At 62.2% G+C, this 23680-nt stretch carries 22 protein-coding genes and 4 pseudogenes; 22 read left to right on the forward strand and 4 right to left on the reverse strand.

Translation table 11 applies throughout. The features are described from left to right. Positions 1–71: 71 nt before the first annotated feature. Both ubiM and NKH36_RS30195 read left to right on the forward strand, forming a co-directional pair. On the forward strand, positions 72–1253 hold the full coding sequence (ubiM, locus tag NKH36_RS30190; protein ID WP_352964261.1) for a 5-demethoxyubiquinol-8 5-hydroxylase UbiM: 1182 nt from the start codon (positions 72–74) through the stop codon (positions 1251–1253). 302 nt (positions 1254–1555) lie between these two features. Next, on the forward strand, positions 1556–3463 hold the full coding sequence (locus tag NKH36_RS30195) for a putative bifunctional diguanylate cyclase/phosphodiesterase (protein ID WP_352964247.1): 1908 nt from the start codon (positions 1556–1558) through the stop codon (positions 3461–3463). A gap of 95 nt (positions 3464–3558) precedes the next feature. Here NKH36_RS30195 and NKH36_RS30200 read toward each other — a convergent pair whose 3' ends face one another. Next, on the reverse strand, positions 3559–3840 hold the full coding sequence (locus NKH36_RS30200) for a DNA -binding domain-containing protein (protein ID WP_352964249.1): 282 nt from the start codon (positions 3838–3840) through the stop codon (positions 3559–3561). Between the two features lie 108 nt (positions 3841–3948). On the opposite strand from NKH36_RS30200, the gene NKH36_RS30205 reads away from it, so the two are divergent. From NKH36_RS30205 to nolL, 15 genes and pseudogenes are all read left to right on the forward strand, one after another. Next, a complete protein-coding gene (locus NKH36_RS30205) occupies positions 3949–4182 on the forward strand; it encodes a helix-turn-helix domain-containing protein (protein WP_023679646.1) in 234 nt (77 codons plus the stop codon). Positions 4183–4336: 154 nt separating this feature from the next. Then, entirely contained in the window at positions 4337–4564 is a 228-nt protein-coding gene (locus tag NKH36_RS30210; protein WP_352964252.1) for a hypothetical protein, read from the forward strand. A gap of 721 nt (positions 4565–5285) precedes the next feature. Continuing rightward, positions 5286–6248, forward strand: a complete 963-nt coding sequence (locus NKH36_RS30215; protein WP_352965660.1) for an ArdC family protein — start codon at positions 5286–5288, stop codon at positions 6246–6248. Next, on the forward strand, positions 6245–6448 hold the full coding sequence (locus NKH36_RS30220) for a hypothetical protein (RefSeq protein WP_352965662.1): 204 nt from the start codon (positions 6245–6247) through the stop codon (positions 6446–6448). The genes NKH36_RS30215 and NKH36_RS30220 overlap by 4 nt, the downstream gene beginning before the upstream one ends. Before the next feature lie 14 nt (positions 6449–6462). Then, the gene (locus NKH36_RS30225; RefSeq protein ID WP_352965664.1) at positions 6463–6882 is read left to right on the forward strand and encodes a DUF2958 domain-containing protein; all 420 of its coding nucleotides are present in this window, start codon (positions 6463–6465) and stop codon (positions 6880–6882) included. Between the two features lie 173 nt (positions 6883–7055). Continuing rightward, entirely contained in the window at positions 7056–7565 is a 510-nt protein-coding gene (locus NKH36_RS30230; RefSeq protein ID WP_352965666.1) for a ParB/RepB/Spo0J family partition protein, read from the forward strand. 543 nt (positions 7566–8108) lie between these two features. Then, positions 8109–8432, forward strand: coding sequence for a DUF736 domain-containing protein (locus tag NKH36_RS30235; RefSeq protein ID WP_023672372.1), 324 nt, complete (start codon positions 8109–8111; stop codon positions 8430–8432). A 151-nt stretch (positions 8433–8583) separates the two neighbouring features. Continuing rightward, entirely contained in the window at positions 8584–8853 is a 270-nt protein-coding gene (locus NKH36_RS30240) for a helix-turn-helix transcriptional regulator (RefSeq protein ID WP_352965668.1), read from the forward strand. Beyond that, entirely contained in the window at positions 8850–9398 is a 549-nt protein-coding gene (gene lepB, locus NKH36_RS30245; RefSeq protein WP_352965671.1) for a signal peptidase I, read from the forward strand. Before NKH36_RS30240 ends, lepB begins: the two co-directional genes overlap by 4 nt. Beyond that, positions 9386–10072: a lytic transglycosylase domain-containing protein gene (locus tag NKH36_RS30250; protein WP_352965673.1), complete on the forward strand. Its 687-nt coding sequence runs from the start codon at positions 9386–9388 to the stop codon at positions 10070–10072. The genes lepB and NKH36_RS30250 overlap by 13 nt, the downstream gene beginning before the upstream one ends. A gap of 186 nt (positions 10073–10258) precedes the next feature. Then, complete coding sequence (gene rlxS, locus NKH36_RS30255; RefSeq protein WP_352965676.1) at positions 10259–12229, forward strand: relaxase/mobilization nuclease RlxS; 1971 nt, start codon at positions 10259–10261, stop codon at positions 12227–12229. 377 nt (positions 12230–12606) lie between these two features. Beyond that, on the forward strand, positions 12607–12903 hold the full coding sequence (locus tag NKH36_RS30260) for a DUF1403 family protein (protein ID WP_352965677.1): 297 nt from the start codon (positions 12607–12609) through the stop codon (positions 12901–12903). 360 nt (positions 12904–13263) lie between these two features. After that, positions 13264–13521, forward strand: a complete 258-nt coding sequence (locus tag NKH36_RS30265; protein WP_352965679.1) for a hypothetical protein — start codon at positions 13264–13266, stop codon at positions 13519–13521. 165 nt (positions 13522–13686) lie between these two features. Further along, positions 13687–13863, forward strand: coding sequence for a hypothetical protein (locus NKH36_RS30270; RefSeq protein ID WP_352965681.1), 177 nt, complete (start codon positions 13687–13689; stop codon positions 13861–13863). A 647-nt stretch (positions 13864–14510) separates the two neighbouring features. Further along, positions 14511–15586: pseudogene (gene nolL, locus NKH36_RS30275) on the forward strand (nodulation factor fucose acetyltransferase NolL). Positions 15587–15602: 16 nt separating this feature from the next. On the opposite strand, the pseudogene NKH36_RS30280 reads toward nolL, so the two are convergent. Next, positions 15603–15838: pseudogene (locus NKH36_RS30280) on the reverse strand (hypothetical protein); the annotation flags it as partial. 768 nt (positions 15839–16606) lie between these two features. Continuing rightward, a complete protein-coding gene (locus tag NKH36_RS30285; RefSeq protein ID WP_352965683.1) occupies positions 16607–18253 on the reverse strand; it encodes an MFS transporter in 1647 nt (548 codons plus the stop codon). A gap of 485 nt (positions 18254–18738) precedes the next feature. On the opposite strand from NKH36_RS30285, the pseudogene NKH36_RS30290 reads away from it, so the two are divergent. From NKH36_RS30290 to hypF, 5 genes and pseudogenes are all read left to right on the forward strand, one after another. Next, positions 18739–19254: pseudogene (locus tag NKH36_RS30290) on the forward strand (class I tRNA ligase family protein); the annotation flags it as partial. A gap of 2 nt (positions 19255–19256) precedes the next feature. After that, positions 19257–20621: a formyltransferase family protein gene (locus tag NKH36_RS30295; protein ID WP_352965685.1), complete on the forward strand. Its 1365-nt coding sequence runs from the start codon at positions 19257–19259 to the stop codon at positions 20619–20621. 158 nt (positions 20622–20779) lie between these two features. Continuing rightward, on the forward strand, positions 20780–21019 hold the full coding sequence (locus NKH36_RS30300) for a hypothetical protein (RefSeq protein WP_352965686.1): 240 nt from the start codon (positions 20780–20782) through the stop codon (positions 21017–21019). Then, on the forward strand, positions 21016–21594 hold the full coding sequence (locus NKH36_RS34940) for a response regulator (protein ID WP_502912145.1): 579 nt from the start codon (positions 21016–21018) through the stop codon (positions 21592–21594). The genes NKH36_RS30300 and NKH36_RS34940 overlap by 4 nt, the downstream gene beginning before the upstream one ends. After that, entirely contained in the window at positions 21594–22892 is a 1299-nt protein-coding gene (gene hypF / locus NKH36_RS30315) for a carbamoyltransferase HypF (RefSeq protein WP_352965689.1), read from the forward strand. Before NKH36_RS34940 ends, hypF begins: the two co-directional genes overlap by 1 nt. 133 nt (positions 22893–23025) lie before the next feature. Here hypF and NKH36_RS30320 read toward each other — a convergent pair. Further along, positions 23026–23680: pseudogene (locus tag NKH36_RS30320) on the reverse strand (IS1380 family transposase); the annotation flags it as partial.

The following is a 23680-nucleotide window of genomic DNA, read 5'->3' on the forward strand; positions in this document are numbered from 1 at the left end:
ACCGTGGATCGATTGCGATGCGTTCCAGAGCCCTTCGTATCGCAGATAGCCGACGCAATGGCGGCACGCTGATGGCCGGCTCTGTCGAGAGATTCGACATCATTGTCGTCGGAGCCGGGCCGGTCGGACTTTCCTTCGCCGCATCGCTTGCCCAGAGCCGACTCAAGGTGGCAGTGGTTGAACGGCAGTCGCTCGAAAACCTGGCGAATCCGGCTTTCGACGGTCGCGAGATCGCGCTGACCCACGCTTCGGTTGGAATCCTTCGCGAGCTCGGCGCCTGGGATGCCATCCCGGCTTCGGACAAATCACCACTTCAAGGCGCGCGCGTGCTCAACGGATCGAGCCCTTTCGCCCTGTGCTTCGATTCTCCCAGCGGATCTGGGGAACCACTCGGAATTCTGATCCCAAATTGTCGGATCCGCGACGCCCTGTTCAAGCTTGTCCACTTCCAGGATCATGCCCAGCTGCTGTGCGGCCGCTCGGTCGTCAATGCAACAACCAGCCACAAAGAAGCAGTCATAACGCTCTGTGATGGCAGGCAATTGGCCGCTCGGCTGCTCGTTGCAGCGGATTCGCGTCTGTCGGCAACGCGCGACCTGCTCGGCATTGGCGCCGACATCAATCGGCTTGGCAACTCCATGCTGATTTGCCGGGTGAGGCACGAGCGCGCCCATCACCAGATCGCGGTCGAATGGTTCGATCACCATCAGACGATAGCGATGTTGCCGCTCATGGAAGGCGTGTCGTCGCTGCTTCTCACGTTGCGCTCAAACGAGGCCGACAGACTGCTTGCTCTCGACGACGATTTGTTCCTGATGGAATTGACGAACCGTTGTCGAGGACGCCTCGGAGAGATGACCTTGGCAAGCACCCGCCATGCCTATCCGCTGGTCACGACGTGGGCGCACAAGTTCTGGGCTCCGAGTGCGGTACTGATCGGCGATGCTGCCCTCGGCATGCACCCGGTGACCGCGCATGGCTTCAACATCGGCCTCAGTGGCCAGAAGCAACTCGCCGATAGAATCCTGGCGGCATGTCGTGAGCGCCGCGACATTGCTGATCCCGGCATGCTCGGCAGATACGAAAGCCGGCTGCGCCTGTCGGCGGCACCGCTCTATCATGCTACGAATATACTTGTCGGTCTCTACTCAGGCGAGCACCCGGCGGCACGGCTTGCAAGACATGCGGGGCTCCGCTTTGCCCAATATCTTCCCTTTGTCCGCCATGGCATTTCGGCCATGCTCAGGCGGTGACGCAGACAGCGCTGCCGCTCTGGAACGCTATCTCGGCCCGGCTTCCTTTTGTCTCGCCGGGCGCGCTTTGATGCCGGGCAAGGCTGCTTCCTTGGTGACGTTGCCGATCCTGGGATGATTCGGATCAAGGCACGCGCGCGGGCAAGACCTCGATGATCAGCTGGCAACCCTAAGAGCAGACGTGCGACTCGAAGCCATGGTGAGCGCACTGGTTACCCCCGCTGGATAGTTAACCCGTCCTTCAGTGGGCTTGCGTAGGCTTGGTCCTCGCGAACAACGATGGGAAGCAAGCTGGTCCGTCCATGGCCCTGAAGAAAGAAGACACGCTGGAGGCCAAAATCCGTCAGGATCAGCTTGCTGACCTGAGGACCGGCCTCTTCGTGTCGATGCCGATAAGCGCTATCCTGTCAGGCCTGATTTGGGCGGTGCACGCCCTTTCTGGCAGCGGCTTTGCCGCTGCAATCTGGTTCCTGGTCGTCAATGCGATAAATGCCGCCCGCCTTGCACTCGCGCGTTATCAGCTAAAGGAAATGGGGCGCCATGACGGTTTAGTGGGGGTTTTTCCGCAGCTTCGCTGGTTTGGCATCCTTGCCCTTCTGGCAGGGTTTGCATGGTCCTTTCTTGCCGTCCTTACGCTTGGGTACACGACACCTCAAGCACCGCTGCATCTGGTTATTCTGGCGGGCACCGCAGCTGGTGCGGTTACATACGGCAGTGCATATGCCGCGGCGGCGACCAACTTCATAACACCTCCGCTCCTCATCACGGTGGGATGCCTTTTGGCGAAAGGCAATTTTGAAGACTACATTCTGGCTTTTGCCGTTCTGCTCTTCATGGGCGGCTTGGTTCGAGCCTCGTTTGTTGGACAGGCGCGCTTCCGCGAAACGAGCCGCCTGAGACATGAGGCCGAGCGGCTTGCGGCGGAGATGAAGGCCAGTTCCAGGCAGGACCACCTGACGGCCCTTCTCAACAGGCGTGGCCTCGAACACGCTATCGGATGGTTCGAGACCGCGGATGGCCCCTTCGTGGCAATGCTGATTGATCTGGACGGGTTCAAATCCGTCAACGATACCTACGGTCACAGGACCGGTGATGAACTGCTTGTCAGGATCGCCCGCCGCATAGAGGAGGAAGCACCGGAAGGCTCAACGCTCGCCCGTATCGGCGGCGATGAGTTCGTGCTGTTTTTTCCCTCACTCAGGGATTCGCTTTCTCCCAGTAACCTCGCATCCAATATCATAGCCAAAGTTGCCCGCCCTTATCCTAAGGTCGCGTCCGTCCGGATCGGTGCATCTATAGGAATATACCTAGCTGAAAGGCCGGTGCTAACGGAAATGTTGCTGCGGGCGGATGTCGCCCTTTACACGGCCAAGCGTCGTGGCAGGAACGAATTTTGCCTGTTCGATGCCGAACTCGAGAAGGAACTGCAACGCCGCCAGTCCATCGAACGCGACCTTCATTCGGCGATAGAGACACGAAGCTTGGGCCCTTGGTTCCAGTCCATCGTAAGACTCGACACCGAAGCCGTGATCGGTTTTGAAGCCTTGCTAAGGTGGTCCCATCCGATTCATGGTTCCATCTCTCCGCCCGAAATCATGACAGCCGCACGCGAAACCGGAATGCTTCAGCTGCTGACTCAAACGGTATTCTCCGACTGTTGTGCTCTTATCGACGGCTTGCTGAAAGCCGACTGTCGTCATGTTCATGTGGCGATGAATGTTTCGCCGCGCGAACTGGAAGCCGGCGATATCGACGACATAGTTCTGGATGGTCTGGCGGCAAAAGGCCTCCCTGCAACGATGTTCGAAATCGAGATTACCGAAGAATCCCCGGTGGACCCGGACAGAGTGGATGAAAAGCTCGGACGGCTTTCACATGCCGGCATTTCCATCGCGCTCGATGACTTCGGCACCGGCTTTTCCACGTTGGCATCGCTCAAGGACAGTCGGATACGCAAGGTGAAAATAGATCAAGGCTTCATTCGCGGCTTGGCCAAGTCCCGAGAGGACCGACTGCTTGTCAAATCGGTCATCGATCTCGGTACCATGCTCGGGATCGAGGTCATGGCCGAGGGCGTCGAAACAGAGGCGGATCGGCAAACCCTGCACAAGCTTGGCTGCCGAACCGCTCAAGGCTTCCTGTTCTCCAAGGCTGTGCCTCTGAGCCAAGCACTAGAAATGGCAGTCAAACAGCACGCGAACCAGTTGTGACCGCTCCCGCCGCGCCGTCTCTCGCGGCCGTGCGCTCATGAATGGCGGGTATCTGAACTTCCTTGTTTGAAGAGCATGAAAGTCCGTGCTGTGCGTCAGCCGGCGAACAGTTCCTTGTAGCCAGTCGTCACCATCCAGTTCGCACGGTCGATATGGCTGCGAAGAGCCTTGCGGGCGCGGACCGGTTCAATGGACGGGTCGATGCCGAGAATGCGATCGGCCATCTCCTCTTCGCTGGCATTGTCGGCGCAGGCATCCAGGATCCGCAGGTAGATCGTGAAATGCTGCCTGTCGTAGGCCGTCAGGCTCTCCGACCAGGGGACTTCGTCGCTCAACGTTGAGCTTCGAGTCTCATCTGTTCCCATTGTTCGATTCATGCCTGCTGCCAACCTCGCCTGTTGAGCACACGCAGCATATCCCAAAATGGGATAATCCGAAACCGGGATTAGTCGCTGATCCGGTCTTTACCCGACCGGTTCGCCTACATGCCCAAGTCTCTTCGATCGCCCCGCCACCAGCGGTTTCTGGCCCAGTTGGTCTCCCTGCGCAAGGCCAAAGGCCTGACTCAGGCGCAGGTGGCCGAGAAGCTTGATCGTCCCCAATCCTTCGTGGCCAAGTACGAGGGTGGAGAACGGCGTCTCGACGTCATCGAGTTTCTCGACTTAACTGCGGCGCTTGACGCTGATCCGTGCGAGATTCTGTCCAGCCTGCGGTCCTAGCGGGCGCCCGCGCGCCTAACGGCTCGCCCCAGTGCTCGTCGACCGAGCGCGTTTTTCTTCGGCAAGCTGCCATTCCGCTGCGGGTGGGTCTTTACCATGCCATGCCGATATAGGATGATAGTCCTAGGGGGGCGATTCCTCAACGGAGATCGCAATGGCTAGGACCAAACTTTCCCAGCAGCTTTCACAGGCTGAAATCGAGCACTTTCTGGCGGAGGCGGAACGGCTGCACAAGAGCATCGTCCAGCCGCTTCTATCACCTACCAGCAACCATTACCGGGCTCTCCAACGCACCCATGAAGCGCTGTTAAGGACGGTGAAGGACATCACGGGTAAGGATGCGTCGTTCATTCAATGGTTCGGAACAGGACCGGTGAATTAGACCCCACTTGTAACTCCAGGCTGCAAACGTCGCATTCTCTCTTCGGAGGGAGGGGCGTGGGCAACCATCGCTATCAAGACAACTCCTGGCTGGCTTTCTTGCCTTCGAATCGACCCTGCCGCTGTCGGCTGCAACATCAAAAGCCAATATAAGCCACAAAACCGGCGAGCGCGTCTATCATGATCCCGGACAGGAATATTACTGGGACACGCGCCTCAACCTGTTGAAAGGCGAGCGCTGGTGTTGTTCGGAGGAAGCCGCGCGCACGGCGGCGATGTCGTCGAGTTTCTCGACGTAACTGCGGCGCTTGACGATGATCCGTGCGAAAAATCTGTCCAGCCTGCCGTCCTGGCGGGCGCCCGCGCGCCTTGGCGCGCACCAGGTGCTCGTGAACCGAGCCCGCTTTTCTTCGGCAAGCTCAGGCGGTCTCGGCCATTCGGCTTCGCCCCTTGGCGCGGGCAGCCCTTCGGGCTGTGACGGCCGCCGCCCTTGCGGGCGGCGCGGTTTGTCTGTTGGCCTTTCCCGGTGGCGCGGGGTGGGCGGCACTCCCTTCTAGGCCCGCCGCGGCAGCCCGCAACCCTTCGCTGCCGCTCAGGGTCCTCCTCTTCGTTCCGGTCCTTCGGATGCGGTCCGCCTACCACGGCGGGCCTTTCCGGTCGCGACTCGCCGCCCACCCCGCTTCCGGGGAAAGGCGCGGCGATTGGTGAGCGGAGGATAAGACATGCATGCAAACAGCAGGCGTTGTGCCAGCACAGAGGCTGGCGCAGGCAAGGGCGGGCGCCCCGGCGCCAGCCTTTATCAGGCGATCACCGACCGCATCATTGCCGAACTGGAGCGCGGCACCGTGCCATGGGTCAAGCCATGGGGCAGCGCAAAGGCGGGCCTTGGCCTGCCGAGGAATGCGTCCACTGGGCGCACTTACTCCGGCATCAATATCCTCATCCTGTGGGGCGCGGTCATCGAGCGCAGCTATCCCAGCCAGAACTGGCTGACGTTCCGGCAGGCGCTTGTCCTTGGCGGCAACGTCAGGAAGGGCGAGCGCGGCACGACCATCGTGCATGCCGACCGCTTTGTTCCCAAGGACGAAAAGGAGCGCGCACGCCATGCGGGCGATGAACCACAGGCCGTGCCTTTTTTGAAGCGCTTCACCGTCTTCAATGTCGCGCAGTGCGATAATCTTCCGGAACACCTCTATGCCGCCGCCGAGCCGCTGCCTCAGTGCGAGATCGTGCCGCAGGCCGAGACGCTCATTCGCGCCAGCGGCGCGGATTTCAGGGTCGGCGGCGATCGCGCTTTCTACATGCCGGGCAGCGACCACATTCAGGTGCCGCCGCAGCCGGCGTTCCATCAGCAGATCGACTATTACCGGACCTGTTTTCACGAGCTTGGCCACTGGACCGGCCACCCGACGCGGCTTGCTCGCGACCTCTCCGGCTCGTTCGGCTCCAAGGCCTACGCGCGTGAAGAATTGGTCGCCGAAATCACTGCCGCCTTCGTCTGCAGCAATCTCGGTATCGAGCCGACCGTGCGTCATGCCGATTACATCGGCTCATGGCTGAAAGTGCTGCGCGAGGACAACCGCGCCATCTTCCGTGCCGCCAGCCTTGCCTCAAAAGCCGCCGATTTCCTGCTTGGCTTTAAGGACGATGCCGAAGGCGAGGCGCAGGAAGGGATTGCGGCATGACGATGCGCGATCCTCAACTGACCGCGACCGAGCCGACGCCGCAGGCGAGCAGATGCTCATTCCCTTCGTTCGGCCGATCACCACGCGCGATCGGGCTCACCCTCCTGATGGACGCGCCGATGTGTCCGCGCGCGGCGCAAAAGCCGCTCGATGTCGACCTCTTCGATGAAGCCAGCAGAAATCAACTCGACCTGTTCTGACAAGGAGTCTTTCCATGATCCTGATCACCGATCCACTGCGCACACGACTGCTCGCCAATGGCGCCGCCGACACCGACATCGACCATTTTCCCGTTGTGAAACTGTTTGATCCGACAGGTGCCGCCACGTGGCTTCTGAGCGAACTCGACGCCGATGGCGACACGCTGTTCGGTCTTTGCGATCTCGGCTTCGGCTTCCCCGAACTCGGCAGCGTCAGTCTGGCCGAGCTTGCATCCGTACAAGGTCCGCTTGGCCTCGGCATCGAGCGCGACCTGCATTTCCAGGCGCGCTTTACGCTCTCCGTCTATGCCGAAGCCGCTCGCATTTGCGGCCACATCACCGAGGCCGAGCGACTTCTGCGGCAGGCAGCAGACGCCCTTTCAAAGCCCCATTCCGAGCTTCCGCCCGACACGGCGGAACAGCAGCGCCGATAGGCGCAAAACCGTCCCGCCGCGCCGCCCTTCGGCCTCTGCGGCGGGACAACCTCAACTAAAGCGAAGGAGAGTAACCATGTAGCTGCCCACATTCCCTTGGATCAACTCAACATTTCCGCGCTCAACATGCGCCATGAAAACGCGCGCCCGACATTTCCGACATCCTGCCATCCGTGCGTGCGCGCGGCGTGCTGGTGCCTCTCCTTGTGCTGCCCAACGGCCAGCCGGAAACCTTCGAGATCGTCGCCGGCAGGCGGCGCTATTTCGCCGCGAAATCGCTTGCCGACGAGCGCGGCGAAGGCGATCCCTTGCCCTGCGCCATCATGGAGGACGATGACGACGCCGATGCGCTGGAAGCCTCGCTGATCGAAAACCTCGCTCGCCTCGATCCTGACGGAGTATCGCAATGGGAGACGTTTTCGCGGCTCGTCAGGCAAGGCCGCACCGTTCCAGACATCGCTGCGACCTTCGGCATCACTGACCTGAAGGTCAAACGCATTCATGGCGCTTGGCGACCACTTGCCCAAAATCCGCGAAGCCTATCGCCGCGAGGAGATCGACGCCGAGACGGTGCGCGGCTGCCGCGCTGGGTGAAATCCCCGGCCGAAAGCTACACCAGCCGCGGCGGCTTCCGCACCGCCGATCAGTGGACACAAGTGCAGCCGCTGTTCGTCCGCGAATAATCGATCAGGGCCCAAGCGGCGGTTCTCTCGAGTGCCGCCGCTCAGGTCGCGCGCGCCGCTCCGGGCCGCGCCGGCTGCCGATGGGTCGTCTTGTCGAGCCATTGCCGCGCGCGAGAAATCCCGACGCCAATTCGCCCCCGTTTCGGCAGCCCTGCACCACGCCGGGTTGCTTGCTGAGGCGCCAGGCGCATGGGGCCAATTGTCCGATCCGGTTGCCGAGAGAGCCCGCGCAGCCGGCGCCCTGCATTGCCGCCGGCTCTTGTGCCACCGATCGCGCCACCTGTCTCCATGTGTCTCAGGGACCATTCCCCTGCGGCTGGCTTGACGACCTATGGGCGGATCCGGCCCGCCCGAAACCCTCGCCAGCAGCTTTTTTCCCCGCCGCCTGCGGCGGCTTCCTCGCGCAGCTTCGCTTCAAAAAAGCTGCACCCTCGGGTCCTCCGCTATCGCTGCGGCCGTCCCGGTTCCGGCGGTCCGGACGCGCCCATCACGGTCCGCCATCGCAGGGGAATGGTCCCCTGCGAGCACCAAAGGAGACTGAAAATGACCGCGATCGGATACGTCACCAAACAGGAAAACGGCGGCTACAAGGGCCAGCTCAAGACGCTCAGCGTCCGCGCCGACATCGACATCGTGCCCAATCAGGCAAAGAGCGCCGACACCCATCCCGACTTCCGGGTGCTGACGCAAGGGGTCGAAGTGGGGGCGGGCTGGATCCGCACCGGCGAGACCTCCGGCAAGGACTATGTGAGCCTGTCGATTGCCGCCCCCGAGTTCGGCCCGCGCAAGCTCTACGCCAATCTCGGCCGCGCCGCCGGCCAGGATGACGATGACACATACGCCATCATCTGGAACCCGGTCGACTGACCGGCCGATCCGGAAAGCCTTGCGCCGCCCCGGCGCGGGGCTCTTTCGGGAAGGGGCGGCGAAAACTCGCCCCCCACTCTTCGCCCGTCCCCGAAACGATCTCGCTCGCCGATCCTCGCCTTCGCTTGTCCGTAGCGAAACGAGGACCATCATGGACGACGAAAACGAACGCGCGGCCCGCGCGAAGAAGGGCAGTCCGTTTCTCAGCACCGCGCAGGCCGCCTTCTATATCGGGCTGTCCCAGCGCACGCTGGAGAAGATGCGGCTCAAAGGCGGCGGCCCGCAATTTCGCAAGCACGGCCGCTATGTCCGCTATCACATCGACGAGCTCGACGACTGGTCGAAAGGGCGCGCGCAGGAGACCCGGTCCGAGGATGTCGGGCACGATTCCGGCTCGGCCGGTGAGGGAGGCCGCTCATGAGCCGGCGTCCCACTATCCGTCTGATCGGCAGCCATCTGCGGCGCATTCGGGCGCGCAAGACGATCGCCGTGGCCACGATAGGCCTCGGCCTGATCGGCTTCGCCGCCTTCGGCAAACCATCGCCCTGGCTGGTCTGGAACGCCTCGGCCAGTGCGCCGGTCGGCCTCTATCGCGTCGCGTCCGGATCACCGGCTCGGGGCGACCTCGTGCTCGTCCGCCCGCCAAAACCGGTCGCCGATCTCGCCGCCGAACGCTTCTATCTGCCCAGCAACGTGCCGCTGGTCAAGCGCCTTGCCGCGCTGCCTGGCGAGCATGTCTGCGCCTTCGGCGACGCCATCATCATCGGCGGCGAGATCGTCGCGCGCCGGCTGGCAACCGACACGCAGCACCGTCCGCTGCCTTGGTGGAATGCCTGCCGCAAGCTCGCCGCCGACGAGTTTTTCCTGCTCGGCAACGATAGAAATCGCTCCTTCGACAGCCGCTATTTCGGGCCGGTGCCGGCCGAAAATATCATCGGGAGGCTCGTGCCGCTGTGGACCGAGTAACCCTCCTGATGCTGGGCATGGTCGCGATAGCGCCAGGCGCCTGTTCCGCCGCGACCGACGCTCAGCCGGCCGCCATCTCCCGTGGTCCGCAGCTGGCAAGATGGCAGCACTACGTAGCCGAAGCAAGCCGGCGTTTCAGCATTCCACAGCCCTGGATTTATGCCGTCATGGATGCCGAAAGCCGGGGGCAGACAAAGCTGAATGGACGGCCGATCACGTCGAGCGCCGGCGCCATTGGCCTCATGCAGGTGATGCCCGGCACCTACGAGGAGATTCGCGCAGAGCTTGGCCTGGGAGCCAGTCCGCACGACCCTCGCGACAACATTCTGGCAGGCACTGCCTATCTGCGCGCCATGTATGACCGCTTCGGCTTTCCCGGCCTGTTTGCCGCCTATAACGCTGGGCCGGACCGCTACGAACAGCATTTGCAGCGTGGGCGACCGCTGCCCAGCGAGACGGTTTCGTATCTGGAAGACCTCAAGGCGGCGGGGATCTCGGCCGCCGACATGGACGCGTTCACCGTCAAATCCCGTTCCGGAAAAGCGCCGGAAATCCCGTCCGGGCAGTCGCTGTTTTTCCTGCGAAACGGTGTTTCCGCGACCGATCCGAATGGCCAAATTGTGGTGCCGCTCGGATCGGAGCGAGCAAGGTCAGGCCGGCCGGATCGCAGGTGAGGGCAGGGGTACCGTGGGTCGGGCGGGGGCGGGGAGGCAGGTCCGCGGAAGGCAAGATAAAGGCATCGCCTCCTGGAGGCGGCGAAGTCTTTGTCTGCACATCGTTTTTCACGGAGGCTGTCTTCAGCGTCAGGAGAGCTGCTTCCGACAACCCTCTGATTTTGCTCAAGATTACTAGGAGGCTCAATGCAGGATGAAGAGTTCAAGCCGAGCCTGGGCAAAATCGGATCGCGCGGCTCGAAGGCAGGCAAGCGTTTCGCCGGCCAGATCCGCGCCGCGATCAACCGAGCCGGCGGCGGCAGCGGTCGCCGTGGCCGCTTCATCGGAAGCCGGGCGGGGCGCGGCGGGGCTGCTGCCGCCGTTCTCAGAGCGCGCGACCGCCACGCGGCGTTTCGGCAGCGGCGCGCCGTCGTCAAGGCGCGTATCGTCAAGCTGGCCGGCAAGGGTGTTGACGGGGCACGTGCACACCTTCGCTACCTCCAGCGCGACGGCGTCACCCGCGAAGGCGAGCCTGGCGAGCTCTATAGCGCCGACAGCGACCGCGTCGATGGTAAGGCCTTCATCGATCGTGCCGATGGCGACCGGCATCAGTTCCGCTTCATCGTCGCCCCTGAAGACGGCATCGAGTATGATGACTTGAAGCCGCTCACGCGGCGCCTCATGGCGCAGATGGAAGAAGACCTCGGCACCAGGCTCGACTGGGTGGCCGTCGATCATTTCAACACTGGTCATCCGCATACCCATATTATCGTCCGCGGCAAGGACGACCGCGACGAAAACCTCGTCATCGCGCGGGACTACATCTCGTCTGGAATCCGTGAACGGGCGGCCGAGCTGGTCAGCCTCGACCTTGGCCCGAGAACGGACCGCGAGATCGAGCAACGCCTGCGCCAGGAAATGGAGCGGGAACGCTTCACCAGCATCGATCGGCAGCTGCTCCGCATGCGCGACGATGACGGGCATGTCTCACCGGCCAGCCGAGACACGTTTCGCCAGACGCTGCACCAGGGCCGCCTGCGCAAGCTCGAGCGGATGGGTCTGGCTGAGGAAGTCGGCTCGGGCCGCTGGCGCCTTGATGGCGAGCTTGAAGCGACGCTGCGCCGCATCGGCGAGCGCGGCGACATCATCAAGACCATGCACCGCGAACTGACCGGCAGGGGGCTCGCCCGCAGTGCCGCCGACTATCTTGTCCATGATCGATCTGCAGAGCAGATGCAGCCTGTCGTCGGCCGCATCGTTGCGCGCGGCCTGGCCGACGAAATCACTGACCGCCATTACCTCGTCGTCGACGGCGTGGACGGCAAAAGCCACTATGTTGATATCGGCAAAGGCGAGGCCACCCAACCGACGCCAGAGGGCTGCATAGTGCGGGTCACGCCGAGGGACACCGGGCCAAGGCAAGTCGACCGCACAATCGCCGAGATCGCCACGGCCCATGACGGGCGCTACAGCATCGATATCCATCTCAAGCATGACCAATCGGCCACCGAACGCTTTGCCGAAACGCACGTGCGGCGACTGGAGGCGATCCGCCGGGCGACCGATGGTGTCGAGCGCGAGCCGGACGGTACATGGACTATCGCGCCGGACCATCTCGATCGCGTCGCGGGCTACGAGCGTCAGCGAGCGAGGGCCGAGCCTGTTGCCGTCGACAAGCTCTCATCAATGCTGCTGGAGAGCCAAGTCAGCTTCGACGGCGCCACCTGGCTCGATCGAGAGCTGGTTTCCGACACACCGGAGGCCTTGCACAGCTCTGGTTTCGGCCGCGATGTCCGAGAGGCGCAAGGCCGCCGACGGCAGTGGCTGATTGCGCAAGGTCTTGCTCGGGAAGAGCAGGACCGGATCGTCTATCGCGTCAACATGCTTTCGATCCTGCGTCAACGTGAGCTGAACCGTGTTGCCGGTCAACTGTCTGACGAACTCGGACTCTCGTATTCCGAAGCGCAGCCTGGTGATCGAATAGAGGGTCGATTGCGCCGATCGATCGACCTTGCCAGCGGCAAGTACGTCATAGTCGAGAAGGCGCGCGAGTTCACGCTGGTACCATGGAGGCCAGTGCTTGATCGGCATATTGGCAAGGAGGTGTCTGGTGTCGTGGGTGGGGAGGGGATTTCATGGACCATCGGCCGGCAGAGAAGCGGACCAAGCATTTCGTGACATGGCTACACAACTTCTTTTGCCCGCGTTGAAACGGGAACTCAGTCCGGACGGAGTTCGCCTGCTAATTTGCCCGCGGCATTGATTTGGCGAGGGATAAATGGCTGGTCGTGCAAGACTTATCGTTCGCTCTACAAAAAGCGCCGCGATCATTCATCGTGTTCCATGATTCTGAGCCAAAACCCTCCTGCGCCACCACGGCACTCTTCCCGGTGCCACGGAAGCCGCGCCGACGACGGCGGTGCCGGCCTGGTTGCGCAGGGCTGCCCCCGACCCAAACAGTTGCGGCGCATTGAGGACATTGCAATCACTGCCGGTACGGCCATCGGCGCGCTCGATGCGATGGTCCGCCAGCTAGAGAGGTGGGCTGGCGCCTGGTGACAGCGCCTAGGGCTTTCGGCGGCCGTGGTACGGCGAAGCAGGCTCGCGGCGTCGAGGATGAAGCCGCACTTCGCGATGCTCTTCTGCTCACACGACCGGGAGACGAGGTCGGCCACGCGGGCCGGATGCTGTTGGCCGGGCGTGAACTGGCAGCCCATCCCGCCGAGGATCTTCTAACGGGAGAAACCTCGCTGCGGTGGGAAGATTTCGGTCGTCGCCCGCGACGACGAGGTGGTCAGCGACCTGGCCAGACGAGCTTCGGCAGCTTCCGCTGCCGCACGGCCGCCGAATGAGATCGCTTCGAACGCACCGTCGGATGCTGGCTCGCCGACGCTTTACTGGCGCAGCGCCTGGGTGGGGCCATGCGGTGCCGCTACTGGGCACCGAGGCAGCTTTGGGCATGAGACCCGATCAATCGCGCCGGGCCGCGACGGTCATTGCGGCATCCATCTGGAGTCGAGGCCGGGTCAGACCGGGGGAAAACCTGCTCGGCGCGTAGGAGCCCCGCGTTGCGCGCCGTCGATCTTTCCGCCCAACTCGGCGCCGCCCGGACCGGGGTGCTTGCCATTGCCACGAAAATGAGGCCAAGGCGACGGACCCGCTCTGCGTATACCGACGCCCGCCGCGCCGCCGTCGGCGGAAACGAGTGAGCCGTGGACCTCACACAATCTGAGGTGCTGGTGACGATGTGCATCGCCTACTTCCATCCGCACTCCTACCCACGAGCTCACCCCTGCGCCCGCGGTGCTGCGAACCCGCCGACGAATATTTGGCAGCAGCCGGAGTGGGCGCTCAGCCGCGACGATTTTTTTGGCCTTGACCGGGCCGGGCGGCGCGACCCGAGCGTCGGGACAAAAAGCCGGGAAGGGGAGGGCACCAGCCCGGTTGAAGCCAAGGGCATGATGATGTGAGGACGATCTGCTGGCAAGAATTTGCGGAGATCGATGCTGTCCTGGCGCGCTCGTCGAAGATTCTGAGCGGCGCTGACGTGGCTGCTCGAAGGGAGAACACTTCACTGCGTGACCGGCCGGACCTGATTACGATCTCGATTGGAATAAAGAAGAACGACGGGCCGAATGGCAGGATTGATCGCCAAGATGCGCGATCTGTCGGCTGTCCTGCGCGCGTGCGGGAGTCGCCACCATGAGCTTTACGACAAATTCCCGGCACAGGCCGATTTCAAGAAGGTATTGCTCGAATACTATCAGGAGGCGATCGCACGCCCCGCAAGATCGGCCAGTGCGGATGCTTGACCAAGCCGCTCGGCGCGTCGTGAGATGTTGCCCGTCGGATGGGTGACGCTTTAGATCAGGCGGATCTCCACCCAGTCGCCGCGCAGGTCGAACCCAGCGATTTGTGGCACGCGCTCGAAAGGTGCTGCACCACGGGAATTGCCGCCTCATCCATGCACTGCAAGAGTCGCGAAAGGAGGGTGACCCCCGAAGCAAAGTCCTATCCGTGGGCAGTCACGTGCGCCTGATGCGCATGTATCCATCGTGCGCATGCGTTCCATAAACACAATCGATTTTACCGACCAAAGAGAATAGCGGATACCGTCCGTTTCTTCAGGAAGGCTTATGGACCGACCGGCGCCGCTTGACCATTCGAAACCAATCGAAGTTGGCCGGCGCGAGCCCTGAGTTCCGGTTGATCTACATTCCAGGCGGCGGCACTGCCGCTATTGAGGCGATGAGGACGAAGTTCAATGGAAATATTTCGGCCTGTTAGCCTAGAACAGGCCTGTTCGGCTTCTGTCGTGCTGCGGCCATCCATCCTCTCCATTACCGGCTGGATTGGGGTGCGAGAATCCAGAATGGGAATCCAAAAGCCCCTATGCCGTGCGTGAACCACTCTAGAACCAAAGCGGAAGCAATAACGGCAAGACATAGCTGGAGGCCTGATGCTTAATCACATAACAGTCGGTTCGAAGGGGCGCGACTCGCGCCCAGAAGGGACAAAGCCCCGAGACCTAAGCTTCGATTTCGCCAAAGGCGTACTCATTATCTTGGTGATAGTTGGGCATCTATTGCAATATGTTATCTATCGAGGCACTGACGCCTTTTGGCTGTCGCCATATTTTAAGTCAATCTACATGTTTCACATGCCTCTTTTTATGGCGATAAGTGGATATCTTTCTTCGGGAGCGATTCTGCGCAAATCGTTCCGCCAAGGCGTCAGTGATCGAGCAGTGCAACTAGTATTGCCCATGCTTTTTTGGTGTGCGTTGATTTGGATATCGAAGGCCGCCGTAATGTCTTCGGCGAACAGTTTAACCAGTGGAATGTTGGATTTTTTTTAGGGAGTTCATTGGCACATACTGGTTCATCTGGGCAGCTTTCGCGTCCTTCGTCCTTATTAAGTTGCTCACGACTTTCAATGGCTCGTCGGTGTGGATCATAGGCGCATCTGCAATTGCGATCGCATTCGCGCCCGTCCCGTGGTCAATAGCCCCGTTGGTACGATACACATACCCGTTCTTTTGTTTGGGGTTCTTGTTTGCGCAGCCGATCGGATGGCAGGCAGCTAGCATCAGGCGCCACAAGGCTATTTTTGTGGTGTTACTTTCGATGGCTGCGTTCATGTGCTTTCTTGTTTGGGGAAAGGAGACGTACGTCTACAACAATCTCGTTTTCATCTACGATGCACAGTCGGCCAAACAAGTGTTGCTGATGTTCGCTGGCTCGGTAGCAACTTCTGCAGTGGCGATGCAGCTTATATTCCTATGCTGGAGAGTTGGCTATTCAACTCGCGTAGCTCGCTTTGTCGCGGTGGAGCTTGGTCAGAGCACACTGCTGCTTTACCTGCTTCAAGGGTGCCGTGTTTCGCTTCATGGATCTAATACCGTTCGGAGAACTTTGGGATCTCACGAGCAGAATTGGGGTCGCCACTTTGCTTGGTGCGGCGATTGTTGTCACAGCGATGACAATTGGCAGGATTGTGCGCGGCCTGGGATATGTGTCGCGGAGCTATGCTTAATTAAGTGACTCCCGACACTTGCATTGAAGTCATTGGCGAGCCATGCCGGCGTGGCATTCCCCTCACGGATCACTTGATCCGCCGCCCGAAGTAAGGCGTGCCTGTAGGCCGGGATCGGTCCCGAATGCTCGTAGGACGGCAGTTCGCTCGGGAGCCCCATCAGATTTGAAGCTCCGCGACCGTCTGGCGCGACCGCAGCCAATAGAAGCGCGTCTGACCGATTGTCGCGTTCATCTCCAGAAGCCCGCCTAGCAGGTTGTGACCATTGCTGTGGCAATGCAGCAGTCCTGGATGGCTGCATCAAATAAGTCCAAGATGCCCCGGGTGCGCTTCCACCGCACCACCGGGACCTTCGCTGCAGCTAAATTCATAAAATCCAGGCGCGCGCTGAAGCATCGTGAGTAATTCATGGATTATGTCAGCTGATAGAATGACTCGATTCAATTTCGATCGATCAATCAGCGCCCTTCGCCGGGGGCTGTCGGTCCGCATCGCGCCTGACGGCGGCGCTATGCTGGTGCTCCTACGGCCGCCTGTTGACCGCTTTCTCCAGCACCGAACTGAATTGGTCCCGCTGCAGGACATTTCGATGCTTCCGCCTTGTAGGCCTTCTTTGTTGCGGCGCATCTGCGGCACGGCTGCGCCGACGTGAACGTGCTTGGCGGCACGTTTTGTGAGGGAGGGGAAAGAGGCGCGCGGCCCTCTCCCAGCAAGCCGCCGCTGGCGGATTCCTCCGTCTGCCCGCTTCGCTCCGTGCAGACCGGGGAGACCCCTCCGCCCCCTTGCTGCCCGCTGCTCGCCGCGATGCAGGGGGACAGGCGACCTGAACCCGTGCCCAAGCCGATCTGATGGCAGAGGCGGTGGGGCTGGACATGGGCCCGTGGTGGACATACGTGCCACATCCTCATGCTCGCCTAACCGGCCGCAACGTATGGCAATCCGGGCAGACCCGACGAAAGAAGGAGTAGGTCTCGGCCATTCCCGTGTCCGAACCCGAACCCAGAAAAGTTACTGGTTTCCTTACGGGCGCGATACAAAGGGCACAGGCTGGACTTGGCTGCCGGGGGCGGGGCTTGTCGACCGCTCGATCGAAAGTGAGAGACGAGGAGGAGAATCACCGACCTGCAGAGCGGCAAGGCGCTCGCCTACCTCCCTGTCAGTCACCGTTAGCCGATGGTTTAGACGAAGATAGTCCGTCCATGTCGGCGTGCGGAATGTCTCGGTCCAAAGAGTCGAGTTCTGAAGATCGCGCTGGAGGGTCCAGTCCCGCGCACCGGCACGGCTCTGAACGCGCCGCCTTTCGCGCATGCAGCTCAGAAATTCTTCGATATTCTCCTCGGGTATCGAGTACTCCACCTTGATCACGATCGGGCCGCTCCTGGGCTTCAAATCGAGGGCCAGTTCTGGTGGCCTGAAGTCGAAGGCCCCTTGATCCGATTCCTCCCATAGCCGTACCGGCAATAGCTTTCCCACAGCTGCGACCAGCAACAGCGCCGCTGCAGCACCTTCCAAAGCCCACGTCAGGGAATAGTACTGCGCGACAGCACCCCAGATCCAGCTGCCCGCTGCCATGCCGCCGTAGGTCAGGGCGTAATAGATCGACAGGGTGCGACCAACGACCCACCTTGGGCTTGCCAACTGCACACACACGTCGGTTCCGGTCCAGGTGACAACCCAGCCTGCGCCAGCGATTGCAAGCGCGATCGCTGCTACAGCCACCGATGATGTGAGAGCCAGTAAAAGGCAACACGTTGCGCAAGCAACGGACGCGAGCGTGATCAATCGATTTTGGGACGTGATGCGTCGCAAGTAGCTATTGCCAATGCCTGCGATGAAGGCGCCAGTGCCGAAGCCGGCCAACAGGACGCCGTAAACAATTGGCCCCCCGGCCAGTTGGTCGCGAACCAGGAGGGGGAGCAGAGCAAGGATCGAGATGCTTGACAGCCCGAACAGGGTTGCACGCACGATCGCCACTCTGATCTCCGAGGAGATTGCCGTGAAGCGCATGCCATCATGAATGGCCGTCGTCATCCGCTCGCGCGGAAGAGGCGAAGAGCGAACTTGCCACTTGGAGCGCAGTACAGCGCTCAACGGGGCCAGGTCGGTCAGCGCAGCGAAGGCGAAAGCCGTAAGGGGGCCCAGCAAAGCCAAAATTACACCGCCCAGCGCCGGTCCTATGCTCCGAACCACGTTGTACCCCACCGACATCAGCGTCACTGCAGCGGGTATGTCGCGCTTTTCCAGGATGTCGCCGACCGAGGCGTGCCAGGCTGGATCATTCAAGGCAAAGCCGCATCCCGCCAAGAAACTCAGTCCCAAGATCAGCCATGGACTGACAAAGCCCAGTCCAACAGAGAGAGCCAGCGCCGTGGATGCCAATGCGATCAGGCAATGTCCGGCAAGCATCACGCCGCGGCGGCTGAAGCTGTCTGCAATCGCTCCAGCAAGGATCGACAAGAAGAAGGCGGGCAGTGTCGATGCAGCCTGCACGAGCGCAACCATCAGATCGGAGGTTGAAATCGTTGCCATAAGCCAGCTTATAGCCACGCTCTGCACCAGCCAGCCAAGGCTGGATATCTGCGTGGCTGTCCAGATCGAACGAAAGACCGGATTCTGAAGAGGAATCAGTGTGTTTGCCGCAAAGGGCGGGGAATCTTGACGCCGCATGACATCTCACCTCCACCACGTAGTTCTTTCGCTCACTCACTTGCTGACAGCGGTGCGCTTACGCACAGCTGCGTCACAACCAAGTTCCGATATCGCGCTCGCAACAAAGTAAACAAAGTAGATGTCGCATCCACGGTGCTGATGCGCGATGAGTGTGCCAGTTGGGCGTCAGCTGGTCTGGGTCGCGCAGCCCGATGGGGTGCGGTCTGCCCTGCCATTCTTGGCCTTGTACGGTGCTACCGCCCCGATGGCCGGGTTGTCAAACTGCCACGGTGCTAGCAGCGCCCATCCCATCCTGACAGGCATGAGCATACGACGCAGCGCATCGCTGGTATCGGAGGCGGGTGCAAGATCAAGGGTGGCATCGTCTTGACAAGTACGAGTTGGTGGACGCCTTTGCCCGACCTATCACATCGGCGATTTATGGGGCCGCCGTTCAACTCGTTGGTCTATGCACAAAAAAACATAATACGCTTGAAAAGACGTTTCGTGCCGGCGCAGGCGCCGAGGAAGGGGCTGAAGCCTTCACCATCGTCATCCCGCGGCCGAATGTCACCGGCTCGCTGCATATGGGTCATGCGCTCAACAACACGCTGCAGGATATTCTGGTGCGCTTCGAGCGCATGCGCGGCAAGAACGTGCTGTGGCAGCCCGGCATGGACCACGCCGGCATCGCCACGCAGATGATGGTGCAGTCCAAGGTCGGAATGGTAATCCGGGAAGCGGCGGTTCCGGTGAAGCCGGAGGTCGCGGCGGCGTGCGAACTGCTCGGCCTCGACCCGCTGAATGTTGCCAACGAGGGCAAGCTGATCGCCATCTGCGTGGCGCAAGACGCGGAGACTTTGCTCGCCGAGATACGCGCTCATCCCAAGGGCCGGGATGCCGCAATCCTTGGCGAAGTCGTCACAGACCAGCATGCGCTGGTGCGGATGAAAACGAGACTTGGCGGTATGCGCGTGGTCGACTGGATCGCCGGGGAACAGCTCCCGAGGATCTGCTGAAGATGCGCATTCTGCTTCTCGTCACCGCCTTCAACGCCTTGAGTCAGAGGATTTTCGTGGCGCTTGGCGAGCACGCACACGAGGTCTCGGTAGAGATGGACGTCAACGACGAGCGGACCATGGAGGCGGTAGATTTGTTTCGGCCGGACCTCGTTATTGCCCCCTTTCTGAAGCGGGCAATCCCGAAAGAAGTCTATGAAAATCGATGCTGTATGATCGTTCACCCAGGCATCGTCGGCGACCGCGGCCCCTCCGCGCTGAACTGGGGGATGGTGGACGGGGCGACGCAGTGGGGTGTCACGGTGCTGGAAGCGGCGGCCGAAATGGATGCGGGGCCGGTCTGGGCGAGCGCCACCTTCGCGATGCGAAAGGCGACGAAATCGAGCCTCTACAGCAACGAGGTGACCGACGCGGCGGTGACGGCGGTGCTCGAAGCGATCGCGCGGTTCAAGCAGGGCGAAAAGCCGATTGCCCTGGAAGAACAATCTGTAGCGCCGCTGGGCCGGTGGCGGGACGCGATCAAACAGGCGGACCGGCGGATCGATTGGGCTGCCGACACGACCGAAACGGTGCTGAAGAATATCGCAGCAGCCGACGGCGCGCCCGGCGTGCGGGACGAACTTTTCGGCGAAACGGTCTTCCTTTTCGACGCGCGAGACGCACGTGAACCAGGGGGTGACTTGCCTCTCGCGCGGGGTGAACGGGGCAAGATATCGCTCCCCGAGCCGGGAGTGGTCGTCGCCAGAAGCGGGCCGGGGATCGCCATCGTCACCGTCGACGGCGCGTTGTGGATCGGCCATGTCCGGCATCCCAATTCGCCACACCCGTTCAAGCTGCCGGCGACCATGGTCTTCGCGAAGGAAGTTGCAGGCCTGCCGGAGATCCCGCTCAATTCACCGGGCGGTTATCAGGACATCATCTACGAAGAAGAAGCTGCGGTCGGCTATCTGCACCTCCCCTTCTATAACGGTGCAATGGGAAAGGACGCCTGTCGAAGACTTTTGGAAGCTTATACAAAAGCGACGGAGCGTCCGACCAGGGCGATCGTGCTGTGCGGAGGGCCGCAGTTCTGGTCCAACGGGCTCGACCTCAACCGGATCGAGGCGGCCGACAGCGCGGCCGACGATTCCTGGGTCAACATCAATGCCATCGACGACCTCGCCGACGCGATCATCCGCACGACAAGCAAACATCACCGTAGCAGCGCTTGCCGGAAATGCGGCAGCGGGCGGCGTGTTTCTCGCCCGCAGCACCGACCAGCTCTGGATGCGCTCGAGCGTCATCCTCAACCCGCATTACAAGGACATGGGCAATCTCTACGGCTCGGAGTTCTGGACCTATCTCCTGCCGAGCTGCTGCGGGACTGAGAATGCCCGCCGGATCGCGGCGGCGCGCCTGCCGATGGGCGCGAAGGAGGCGCTGAATCTGAATCTGGCCAACCGGGTGTTCGCGGGGCAAGCGAGCTGTTACGGCGCAAGTGAGGGCGTCGGCTGCCGCGCTGGCCGGGAGCGAAGAGTTTCCGGGGTTGCTCGCCGAAAAACAAGCCCGGCGCGCAGCCGACGAGGCGGCCAAGCCGCTTTGCGCCTATCGCGAGGAGGAGCTTTCGCGGATGCGCCGCAATTTCTACGGCTTCGACCCAAGCTACCACGTCGCGCGGCATAATTTCGTGCACAAGGTGCCGAAGTCGCGCCCCCCAGTGACGATCGCCCGCCACCGCGACGTCGCCTGGCAGGCCGGCCGGGAGGGAAGGAAAAAGGCATCGTGAGCGACCTGCCGGGCATATTGATCGTCGACGACGAAATCCGCTCGCTGGAGGCGCTACGGTGCGTCCTGAGCGAGGATTTCGATGTCCACGTCGCCAGCGACACCAAGGCCGCCAGCTCGATCCTGGAGATGGAATGGATCCAGATCATCCTGTGTGACCAGCGCGTAGCCGGCACCTGCCGCACCGAGTTCCTGAAGCAGGCGCGCACCCGCTGGCCGGACATCGTGCGCATGATCATCTCGGGCTACACCGACGCGCATGACACCATCGACGGCATCAACGAGGCCGGCATCTACCAGTACATCACCAAGCTCTGTCATCCGGAAAACCTCACGCTCACGCTGAACAACGGGGTGCAGCTCTTCCTCCAGATCGCCGTTCGTCGCCGCCACCACGCGCACATCGACCTGCTCTACGCATTGCAGAACTTTTCGCCACGCGACTGGGCCGGCAATCGCGGCCCGCTGGAGCTGGCGCTCGAAGGTGCGCCGGTGCGGCTCGGCGAGACCGAGCCGGTTGCAGTCCAGCACATCGTGCGGTCGTTGGACCCGTGCATAGTGTGCACGGTGCACTAATGGGCCCGCCGCTCGCCGAGCCCGCAGTGGAGGGACGCCTGGTCCGGGTGACGGGGCTGGTGCAAGGCGTCGGCTTCCGGCCGACAGTGTGGCGCATCGCGACCGCTCTGGGGCTATCGGGTCACGTCCGGAACGATGCTGCAGGCGTGGAGATCGCGCTGTGGTGCAGCGAGGCCGAGTTCGAGACCTTCGCGGACAGGCTAAAGGCGCAATGCCCGCCGTTGGCGCGGATCGACGGGATCGAGACGGCGACGCTTGAGGGGCTGCGGCCGGCGGGCGGCTTCGCCATAGCGGCGAGTGCGGGCGGGCGGGTGAAGACCGGCATCGTGCCCGACGCCGCCTGCTGCCTGGAATGTCTTGCGGAAGTGCTCGACCCCAAGGACCGGCGCTATTTCTACCCGTTCGCCAATTGCACGCATTGCGGGCCGCGGCTGTCAATCGTCAAGGCTATCCCCTATGACCGCCGCTCGACCGCTATGGCACGATTTTCGACCTGCGAGGAATGCCGGGCCGAGTATGAAAATCCGGCCGACCGGAGCTATCACGCCCAGCCAATCGCCTGCCCGGCCTGCGGCCCGCGCGTCTGGTTGGAAGGTCCAGACCACGTCGTGGTCGGCGGCGGCCCGCAGGCGGTGATCCGCGAGGCGGCGGCGCTGATCAGGGAAGGGCGCATCGTCGCGATCAAGGGCATCGGCGGGTTCCACCTCGCCTGCGACGCGACGGACGAAGCGGCGGTGGCGCAGCTGCGCGCCCGCAAGAAGCGCAACGGCAAGCCGTTCGCGCTGATGGCGCGCGACTTGGAGCAGCTTGCCGAATTCGCCGAGCTGTCGGGCGAGGAGTGCGTGGCGCTTGCCGCCCGAGCGGCGCCGATCGTGCTGGTGAAGCGCCGTGACAGCTGCGGCGTTGCGGCGGGCGTGGCGCCGCAGCACGAGCGGCTCGGTTTCATGCTGCCCTACACGCCGTTGCATCATCTCTTGCTGCGGGCGCTGGACGGTCCGGTGGTGATGACCTCCGGCAATCGCTCGGGCGAGCCGCAATGCACGGACAATGACGAGGCGCGGCAGGAGCTTGCCGGGATCGCCGACTTCTGGCTGATGCACGACCGCGAGATTGTCAACCGGCTCGACGACAGCGTGGTGCGATTCGACGGGCACGGCATTTCGGTGTTGCGGCGCGCGCGCGGCTTCGCGCCGGAGCCGCTGGTGCTGCCGGCGGGCTTCGATGGCCCGGTCAGGGTGCTGGCTGCGGGCGGCGACCTAACCGCCTTGATGCACGGCGATAAGCTTTTGACGGCCTGAAGCGACGCTGTGGTCGCCGTTGCGGTGCTTTTCCACGCGCCTCGTCAGGCGCCGGGATTGCTCCGTCGTGATGGCAGGCGGGGGTTTTCAGGTTGCGGTCGACGGGTTCGTTTCGGGGCGTCTGCCCCCATCGTTATGTCGCGAGTTGGGGGATGCGATCGAGGACGATGCGCAGGATGCGCTGGTCGGGGCACGATGTCGGCAGGTGCAGGCGGATTTGCGATTTCATCTCGACCACCCGCGCAGCGATTTTGATGAGGCGCAATCGCAGCGTGTCGAATTGGGCGACGGCAAAGTTCGAGCGCCTCGGCATCGCGGCCCACAAGCCCCACATCAACCAGTAAGCAGCGGCATGCAAGAATAGCCGGAACTGGTTGGCCGTCGCTCTGGTGCAGGATGTGCGGTCGGCGGCGAGATGCGTCTTCCACGACTTGATGTGGTTCTCGGCCGCGCCGCGCCGGCAGTAGACATCCTCGTAGAGGGCCTTGGCCTTCCCACCGGCAAGGTTGGTGACGACGAAGCGGATATCGCCACCTTGGGCGCCGACCCGACCCGCGCGATGATGCGCTCGACGCGGCTCCAACTAGCGGCGCCGTCAACGAACTCCTTGAACCTGCGGACCTTGCCTGTCTTGGCCGACGCTTCGAAGCGCGCCGTCGTGCTGGCCTCCAGATCCGCGACATGCTTGCGCAGGGTCGTGGTGGGCGCGAGGCCAAAGATGAAGTCGACGTCGTTGGCGCGGCACCAGTCGATGACCTGCGGGCTGCAATAATGGCTATCGCCGCGGA

This window comes from Mesorhizobium sp. M1312 (assembly GCF_040318115.1).
Lineage (GTDB): Bacteria > Pseudomonadota > Alphaproteobacteria > Rhizobiales > Rhizobiaceae > Mesorhizobium.

Excerpts from the sequence above, each read along its gene's own strand:
- ubiM (WP_352964261.1), top strand. The coding sequence starts at position 72 with ATGGCCGGCTCTGTCGAGAGATTCGACATCATTGTCGTCGGAGCCGGG.
- NKH36_RS30195 (WP_352964247.1), top strand. The coding sequence starts at position 1,556 with ATGGCCCTGAAGAAAGAAGACACGCTGGAGGCCAAAATCCGTCAGGAT.
- NKH36_RS30200 (WP_352964249.1), bottom strand. The coding sequence starts at position 3,840 with ATGAATCGAACAATGGGAACAGATGAGACTCGAAGCTCAACGTTGAGC.
- NKH36_RS30205 (WP_023679646.1), top strand. The coding sequence starts at position 3,949 with ATGCCCAAGTCTCTTCGATCGCCCCGCCACCAGCGGTTTCTGGCCCAG.
- NKH36_RS30210 (WP_352964252.1), top strand. The coding sequence starts at position 4,337 with ATGGCTAGGACCAAACTTTCCCAGCAGCTTTCACAGGCTGAAATCGAG.
- NKH36_RS30215 (WP_352965660.1), top strand. The coding sequence starts at position 5,286 with ATGCATGCAAACAGCAGGCGTTGTGCCAGCACAGAGGCTGGCGCAGGC.
- NKH36_RS30220 (WP_352965662.1), top strand. The coding sequence starts at position 6,245 with ATGACGATGCGCGATCCTCAACTGACCGCGACCGAGCCGACGCCGCAG.
- NKH36_RS30225 (WP_352965664.1), top strand. The coding sequence starts at position 6,463 with ATGATCCTGATCACCGATCCACTGCGCACACGACTGCTCGCCAATGGC.
- NKH36_RS30235 (WP_023672372.1), top strand. The coding sequence starts at position 8,109 with ATGACCGCGATCGGATACGTCACCAAACAGGAAAACGGCGGCTACAAG.
- NKH36_RS30240 (WP_352965668.1), top strand. The coding sequence starts at position 8,584 with ATGGACGACGAAAACGAACGCGCGGCCCGCGCGAAGAAGGGCAGTCCG.
- lepB (WP_352965671.1), top strand. The coding sequence starts at position 8,850 with ATGAGCCGGCGTCCCACTATCCGTCTGATCGGCAGCCATCTGCGGCGC.
- rlxS (WP_352965676.1), top strand. The coding sequence starts at position 10,259 with ATGCAGGATGAAGAGTTCAAGCCGAGCCTGGGCAAAATCGGATCGCGC.
- NKH36_RS30270 (WP_352965681.1), top strand. The coding sequence starts at position 13,687 with ATGGCAGGATTGATCGCCAAGATGCGCGATCTGTCGGCTGTCCTGCGC.
- NKH36_RS30285 (WP_352965683.1), bottom strand. The coding sequence starts at position 18,253 with ATGCGGCGTCAAGATTCCCCGCCCTTTGCGGCAAACACACTGATTCCT.
- NKH36_RS30295 (WP_352965685.1), top strand. The coding sequence starts at position 19,257 with ATGCGCATTCTGCTTCTCGTCACCGCCTTCAACGCCTTGAGTCAGAGG.
- hypF (WP_352965689.1), top strand. The coding sequence starts at position 21,594 with ATGGGCCCGCCGCTCGCCGAGCCCGCAGTGGAGGGACGCCTGGTCCGG.